This is a genomic window from Musicola keenii (genome assembly GCF_014855505.1).
In the GTDB taxonomy this organism is placed as follows: Bacteria; Pseudomonadota; Gammaproteobacteria; order Enterobacterales; family Enterobacteriaceae; genus Musicola; species Musicola paradisiaca.
Window position 1 is genome coordinate 65,069 of record NZ_JAAWVW010000019.1, and the last position, 8,308, is coordinate 73,376.

The 8,308-nt window shown below is 54.0% G+C and carries 4 protein-coding genes; 2 read left to right on the top strand and 2 right to left on the bottom strand.

The window, feature by feature from the left end; translation table 11 throughout:
- Positions 1 to 257 precede the first annotated feature (257 nt).
- Positions 258 to 2,372: a hypothetical protein gene (locus HEP82_RS16725; RefSeq protein WP_192459119.1), complete on the top strand. Its 2,115-nt coding sequence runs from the start codon at positions 258 to 260 to the stop codon at positions 2,370 to 2,372.
- Between the two features lie 24 nt (positions 2,373 to 2,396).
- Positions 2,397 to 4,262, top strand: a complete 1,866-nt coding sequence (locus HEP82_RS16730) for an STY4199 family HEPN domain-containing protein (protein ID WP_192459120.1) — start codon at positions 2,397 to 2,399, stop codon at positions 4,260 to 4,262.
- Positions 4,263 to 4,291: 29 nt separating this feature from the next.
- Here the strand turns inward: HEP82_RS16730 and HEP82_RS16735 are convergent, their stop codons facing one another.
- Both HEP82_RS16735 and HEP82_RS16740 read right to left on the bottom strand, forming a co-directional pair.
- Positions 4,292 to 5,269, bottom strand: a complete 978-nt coding sequence (locus HEP82_RS16735; protein ID WP_192459121.1) for an FAD:protein FMN transferase — start codon at positions 5,267 to 5,269, stop codon at positions 4,292 to 4,294.
- Positions 5,270 to 5,344: 75 nt separating this feature from the next.
- On the bottom strand, positions 5,345 to 8,122 hold the full coding sequence (locus tag HEP82_RS16740; protein ID WP_192459122.1) for a flavocytochrome c: 2,778 nt from the start codon (positions 8,120 to 8,122) through the stop codon (positions 5,345 to 5,347).
- Positions 8,123 to 8,308 lie beyond the last annotated feature (186 nt).

Here is an 8,308-nt window from a genome sequence, read left to right on the forward strand (position 1 = left end):
CCCGGCGTACTTAAGGTGGTAGATAAATGGCTTGCCGTTGCGGCTACTGATGGATAAATGAGGGGAAAATACCTTAGACCACTGACAGAATGATGACCTAGGTCTATGGAATGATTAGCCATTAACTCTACTCTTACTTAACAGCAAACTACGGGTATGGATAAGTGTCCAGACGACCTGCGACGCGACAATGTTATCTCTCATCGCTTCGATTTCACGTTTCTGCTTACTGGTGCGAAAAATGATCGGGAAAGTTCATGGTTAATATTATTGATAGCTCCATGATGTCTACATCCCTCGGGGCCCATAAAGTGATGTTTCACCCTGCACTATGGGATATCCCGGAAAATACGCTCGCGTTGGGGGTAGGAAACCCGTCGTCATCGGGTATTGTGCTTTCTCACAAGAATGGCCGCGAACATTTTCGCTCGCTATCAGCCTGGCTTTGGGCCATGAGTCATGAAAAATTCCACGAAACGATAAAACATAAAACCGCCGAGCCAATTAATCAGATTATCGTGGAAGACTTTTCGCTGGATACCTGTCTGGCATGGATACTGTTTCAGCTACGGGTTTGGCCCGGTTTCACACATTACCCGGCGGAACTGGAAGCATGGGTTAATTATGTCGACCTCTGGGAACAGGGATTCCATCTGGAAAGCGATGACATTACCCATTCCGCCGCCTGCCTGCACACGGCTTATGCCCACGCGCAACTCAATGCCGCCAAAAATCATGACGATCATTATGATGCTGAAAAATTGCATGCAGGATTCGCCGGTTGTATCCGTTTGCTGATTGATTTTATTAATCAAAGTCATACGCCTACCCAAGGTATCCAGCCGCTGCCGACGTTAGAGTTCCATGCCGCCGAGTCTGCGCTGAACTATGAATATCAGTTCTATCAATTAACCATTGCGCGCGCCGCCACCTGCCAGCTATTGGTGGAACAACAGAACAGTCGGCGCAAATTGATGGTGGATGCCCTGTTTCTGAATGAACAGCACGCCAGCGGGCTGTTCAAGATTTTCGCTCGCAATGACCGCCAACGCAGTTGGTGTAAAAATGGCTTCACGCTGCTGGGAATTTACCGCCAGCAAGAGCAAGGAACCGGTAACGATATCGTGATCTCGGTGGATCCCCGTTCAAACCTTTCGCTGGAAAAATTGTGGCGAGCATTAGAAGCCAAAGAGAATGAACGCTGGAACGGCTCGCGGCCTTGCGACACACCGCGCCCGCTGCGCAGTTATATCGACCCGCATCGCAGTACCGATAACGCTATCGCTTTGCTACCCGGTGCGCCGAATCAGCCCTGGTGGGACGATGAAGGGCGCTATACCCTGATTGCCGCACCTAAAATGCTGGATGCAGATCAACGGGTTATGGGATCACAACTCGATTGGTGGCAAGATGTTCTGCCGTTGATCTGGCAACACTATTTTGTGCAACATATTTCGCCGTACCTGGAAGAAATCAAGCCCACCCTCACCCGCGCGCCCAATCACAAGTATTTGTGCGCACTACGCTGGCTGCAGCCGGATCAACGCCTGCAACAAACGGACATCACCGCACATCTGATGGATACGCCGTCATTCCATGCCTGGCTGGCGACATGCAGCCAACCCCCCGCGGCCCAAACCCCTTACACCTTGCCCGCCTCTGACGAGTATGAGGCCTACTGGCAAGAAGATGTGCTGACCATTATTCATGAGCACGGCGTCACCCTGTTCAGCCGTCGGCCCGACAATCCGACACTCCAAGAGTTGCTTGTCACCGCGGAGAGAATCGCCGTGCTCAGCGCTGATTACGCACAATTTCTCCAGCAAACCCACCACATTTTTAGGAAATGGCCGTCGTTGCTGAGAGAAAACACGCAAAAGATTAAAGATAAACAGTGGGAAGAGGAAATCTTTCAACTACGTCTCAACGCACTCCACACGCTTGACCGAATGGATACGCTATCCATCCATCCTCAGGAAAATCGTCTGAACAATGCATTGCAGCGCCACTGGGGGCTTCATGCTCAGCGGGAAAACCTGTTCGCGCAACTTGATAGACTGGATGCGCTGGTCAATAACGCCATATCCCGGCAAAAAGCCTACCGCCACCGCATCTATGGGTCGCTCTTTTCTGCGCTGGGGCTGGGCGTCGCGGCCAGCCATGTTTGGGAGCCCATCAGAGAAAGCCTGTCGACCAATACTTTCGAGTGGCAGTTGCTCCTGTTTAAAGACCCGATGGCATCGCATCAACAGCTACAGGCTATTGCCGCAGAAAGTGCCCATTACGAACTGATTACATTGGGGATTTTTTTAGCTTTCGCTCTGTTGGGTTTTATTCTGTTCTGGTTTTTCGACATTCGCAGCGAAGAATAATAGCGCTAATAAGGATACATGCTCATGGATACACGTATCACTCAGCAAATCATTCAACAATCCAGAGAGATCATCGTCGCCGCCCATCGGCAAATAGCCACCGTGCTGGAGCAGCCCGAACCCAACGCCCCTACCGCCGCCGCCGCACACCAGATGTTGGATAATGCGCGCAAAGCCTTGTCATCCTGGCGCGAAGTCGGGCTCAGGCTGCACATCGACGAAGCGCAGACAAAACGCTATATCGACTTGTTACGTGCAGTACAGCATCTGGAACCTCTGCCCGCAGAAGACAGCCAAGCGCGTAGCAAAAGCCTGATTACCTATCTGCAACTCATTAATGAACTCGAGTTGATCAAGCAGCAGAATGACGCATTCACCTGGTCCAGCCGCTACGATGTCCTCGTGAACGCCGATGCGGCCGACGCCGTGCGGCAGATGCGGGCGATCGAGCTGCTGATTCGTCATGTGGTCGATGAAGCCTGGTCGGATCAAGAGAAACTCATCCGGCGAATGCGCGAGCTATTGCCTGCCGAGCAGATCAAAAAGATCATAAAAAGCGCTGAAAAGGGCAATATTCTGAGCGGCACGCTGCTGGAACAATTGCGCATCATTTTTACCGATCAGCAAGATTTCCCCGATTACTACGACCCTTATTTTCAAACCGCAAGCGCGCTGAACTACGAATCATCCATCCAGAGAACCCTGTCCGTTTTTCTGCAGGCGCTCAATCCGATACGCAACAAGATTGCGCACCACAAAGCGCTCAGCGAAGCTGAACTGCTGTTATTGAACGAGTTTTTTGATCAGGTCATTGAGCCGTTGCAACATGCGCATGACGAAGGGACGCTAAAAATCGACCCCAGGAGGCTCTATCATGCCCCTCAGGAAGAACTGAGCCGCTACCAGCAGCAGATCGAGTCGCAACTTAAGCAAATTCGTCAAATTACCGATGTCATCAAGCACCTTGTCGAACAGACCAAATCCGGGCTCAACAAGATGGACCGCAAATTAACCTTTGCGCTGGCAGGCATTGCCGGAGTATTGGTCATCAGCACGGGAACCTGGCTCAGCACCGGTCATTTGGGCAGCAAACTCAACAACATCGGCTCGCAGTTGGAAAATGTAAAACAGGAAACCAGCGCGGACCCACGCAAAGAGCTTGCCAATCTGGGCATATCCTGGGAACAAAAATCCCTGCAACAAGCGGTCATTCGCGGCGACCTGCGCACGGTAAAGCTATTGAATGAAGGGGGGATGTCGATGGATCCTGAATACCTGATTCAGGCCATGCTCGCATGGTATCGCAGCGATAAGAATGGCGATATCAAAGCCACCATCGAATACATCACCCAGCACGCTCAACGCCGGATAAACACCCAGTCCGATCGCTGTAGCTCGGCCATCTATTTTGCTCGCGAAGAAGAAAAAAAAGGCCGTGCCGATGATGATATCAACACCAAAATCATCCGCTACCTCTGCTCCACCACCGAAGGTAAAGCCTCATTTATCAAGGAACGGCAATTGGCCATCAGGGATCTCGCCACCCTGAACGATCAGTACACGCACGACCGCCAACCCTCGGCGGAGTGTGTTCGGGAAAACATGAAAGACAACGGTCAGGCGCTGGCGAACAAACTGTTTCTTTACAGCAGTTACACGCCGGACATTCGTACCGACGTCAGCACGCGCGCTGCTATCGAAACGGTGCAACATTTTCCCGCCTACAGAAATGCCACCGTTAGCACATCGGTAGTGAATGCCTCGGCCAAATATTTTTGCGACGCTCGCAGCCAAATCGCCCAGCAGTTTTATCCACCACTCATTCAGGAAGCGACACAAAAAACACAGCGCTATGACCGTATCGCTACGGTACTCGGCATCACGCCATAGCCGTGCGACCCACCCACCTGAACCCCCTGTCAGGTCGGTGCGTCAACCCGCTCATACTGCTCATCCAGTAACGTAAAGGCATATTGTCGTTGCGAGGACAGAATGACCTGGCCGGTTCGGGTGACGAAGATCGCTTCGATATCAGGTGTTTGGGCCAGATAGGCCAGCCCTTTCTCAACCCCCATGCCGTAAATCAGCGTGGTGTAGATATCACCGTCGATGGAGGCATCGGAAATAATGGTGACGCTAAGCAGCTCGTTATCCAACGGGTAGCCGGTTTTCGGGTCAAGAATGTGGTGATAACGGCGGCCATTCAGCTCGAAGTAACGTTCATACACGCCGGACGTCACCACCGACTTGTCGGTGACGCCAATCACGCCGATCACCTCGCCTTTATCGGAAAAGGGTTTTTGCAACCCCACCGACCAAAGCGCCTGCGCGCCTGTTTGCGGCCGACCCAGCGTCTGCACATTGCCGCCCAGATTGAGCAACGCATGATAGATATGCTGTTGGTACAGATAATGTTTAACGACATCGGCGATATAGCCTTTGGCAATCGCCCCCAGGTCGATCTCCATGCCCGTCTTGGCCAAAAACACCGAATGATCCTGCGCATTGAGCAGGATATCCTGCGGATCCGTCAGCGCCAACAGCGCCCGTAACTCATCAGCCGGCGGCTCGCTGTGCCCCTGAAAGCCGATTTTCCAGCGTTTCACCACCGGGCCGATGGTGACGTTGAAACAGCTGCCGTCCAGCAGGCTAACGTCTCTGGCGCGTTTTATCAGATTAAACACCTGCGGGCTAACCACTACGGGATGGCGGCCGGCGGCATGGTTGATATCCATCACCTCAGACGCCGCGCGATTGACGGTCAACGTGTCTTCAAACTGTTTGATAAGGCCAAACACCCGAGACACCAGTGGCTCATTGTGCTCAAACAGCTTAAGCAGAATGGGCGACCCCATTAACACGGTGGTATACGCATAAACCCGGGCATCTGGCGACATGGCGGATGATCCCAAAGAGAGGAAAAGTTCGCGTCTGCGCCAGATGGCCTCTGACGCAGACGGATGGGCTGTCGATTACAGCTGTGCGTAGGATGCCGCGTTACGGCCCGCCTGAATACCAAAAATGATGATGTCGGCGACAGCATTGCCGCCGATGCGGTTGCTGCCGTGGATGCCGCCCACCACTTCACCGGCAGCGAAAGCGCCGCGGATCACACGTTTGTCGTTATCCAATACCGCGGTCTCGGTGTTGATCACCACCCCGCCCATGGTGTGGTGCACGCCCGGTGCAATCCTGATCGCATAAAACGGCCCCTGATTGATCGGGTGACGCAGTGCGGTCTTACGGCCAAAGTCTGCGTCCTGCTGTTTGTCGACGAAGACATTGTAGCGTTCCAGCGTCGCCAGCAGGGTATGCATATCCATGTTGAGTTTTTCCGCCAGTTCGCGCGGAGAGTTCGCGCTGACGACAAAACCCCGGGACAGATACTCATCGGCCGCCTTGTTTTTCATCCTCACTTGCTCATCAAACAGGATATAGGCGTATTTTTCCGGCAGATTGATGATGGCCGCCGACACCTTGTCGCGTGTCTCCATCTCGTTGAAGAAGCGATGACCCTGCTGATTGACCAGAATCGCACCGCCGCCGCGGATCGACTCGGAAATCAGGTAAGACGTCGACTGTTCGACGGTCGGGTGGATCTGAATCTCGCCCAGGTCAACGGTATCCGCGCCGATCTTCTCCAGAATGGCGATACCGCTGCCGGTGGCGCCTTTATGGTTGGTGGTCACGAAACCGTTCAGATCGGGGCGGTATTTCACCACCATCTCGTGATTGGCGCTGAACCCGCCGGTGGCCACCACCACCCCTTTGGCGGCGATGGTCAGCTCTTCATTATCCTCATTACGCACCCGCACACCGGCAATGGCCCCGTCGTCGTGAACGATGTCGATAACCGAGGTATCCAGCATCACGTCGATACCGCGTTTATTGACGTTTTTCACCAGCCCGCTGATCAGGAAACCGCCGACGGCGGAACCATCCGCCGGACGATGGGTGCGATCCACACTCATACCACCGGTGATGGTGATGTCATTCAGTTCGATACCGCGCTCCGCCAGCCATTCGATCGCCTTAGGCGCACCTTCCACGAATCGTTTCAGCAATGCGGGATTATTTTTATGCTTACCGCCTTTCAGCGTTTCCTCGTAGAAACGTTCTTTATCGTCGTCAATGCCTTTCATCTTCTGGAAACGGGTTCCAGCGGCATTCATCCCCACCGACGCTTTGATGGTATTACCGCCGATGCTGGACATCTTCTCGACAATCAATACCTTCGCGCCGTCGTCACTGGCCTGAATCGCCGCGGCCAGACCGGCGCCGCCGCTGCCGATAACCACCACGTCGTAACTCGGCATCTCTTGCGGGTCGCCGCCGTCTTCCAGAATCGCCGCCTTGCAGGATTTGGCCAGCGCTTTGGAGACCGCTTTTTTCACCGCTTCGCTTTGGGTGGTCGCACCGGTGACTGCATCCACATGCGGGCTGTTGGCGTCAAGAATACGGGAGCGGATGACGTCGAAACTGGTGACGAAAGAAGCATCCAGATTCGGGTTGTGTCCCAGTGTGACATCGGCAATGCGATCGGTTTCCAGGCTAACGTTGATCACCAGTTCATTGGCATCGTCCTGTACGGTTTCCTGGAACACGCCGGCCTTGAACTTCTTCGACGACAGGCTCATGTCGCGGATCATCGCTTCCACCAGCGAGAAGCGCCACAGCGGCTCAGGAATGGTCAACGCTTCGCGCTTGGCGCTGTCGATAAACAGTTCAACCTGCTGCTGGCCGATGATGCGATCGGTCCAGTCCGGGTAGGCGATGCAGGCTTTGCCCACCGCGACCAGGTCGTAGCCATGATCCAGCGCGACATCGGCATCGGCCTTGTTCACCACGCCGCCGACGCCGATGACCGGCACGCGGGCCAACGTCTCGGAACGCATGGCGACATATTTTTTAATCAGCGGAGTAGGGTCGGTCGTCTCGACAATAGACGGGCGCAGTGTGTGCCCCATGGAGAAATGCACATAATCCAACCCGCGTGCGGCCAGTTTTTCCAGCAGATACAAGGTGTCGTCAAAACGAATGCCCGGCTCTTCCAGCTCTTCCGGCGAGAAACGGTAGCCGATGATGAAGGAAGCGTCGGCATACCGACGAGCCATGTCGTGGGTAATCTCCAGCACGGCGAGCGGGAAGCGGGCGCGATTATCACGGCTGCCGCCCCATTCGTCGGTACGCCGGTTGGAGTTCGGCGAATAGAACTGCTGAATCAGATAGGTATTGGCGCCGTGGATCTCCACCCCATCAAAACCGGCCGCAATGGCGCGGCGCACCCCTTCGCCGAATTTGGCGATCATCCCGTCCACGTCCCCGGCGGTCAGCGCGACGGGCGTCGGCGCCCCTTCACGCGGCGCGGCGACGGCGCTCGGCCCCACCGGCGAGCGGCCGCCGATCAGCTTCGGCTCCACCATACGACCGCCGTGGTAGATCTGCAAAATGGCTTTAGAGCCCTTCTCCTTGATGGCCGAGGCGATTTTAGCCAGGCCGGCGATTCTGTCGTCGTGATCGATGCCGATGGCGCCGGGAAACGCCAGACCTCTGTCGTCAATAAAACAGCACTCCACAATCACGGCGCCGATACTGCCGGCGCGTACCTGATAGTATTCCACCAATTCTTTGGTGACGGTTCCGTCGTAGAAACCGGTGCAGGTGGTCATGGGTGCCATCAGCAGACGATTTTTAAGCTCGACGCCATTGGGCAAAGTAAACGGACTAAGAACCCGATCGTTAATGCTCATAGTTGAGAGACTCCATAAATTACAAATGTTTCATATGCTTTAAATTTGTTATCGGTTTATTGTTTTTGGTTTTGCTTAAGCAGGCCGATGTCATAGCGTTAATATGATTGGCTTTTTAGTTTCAAAATACTCAAATTAGTTAATTAACTAATAATTCAGTATTATGTTATAGCGCTGTTTATAACG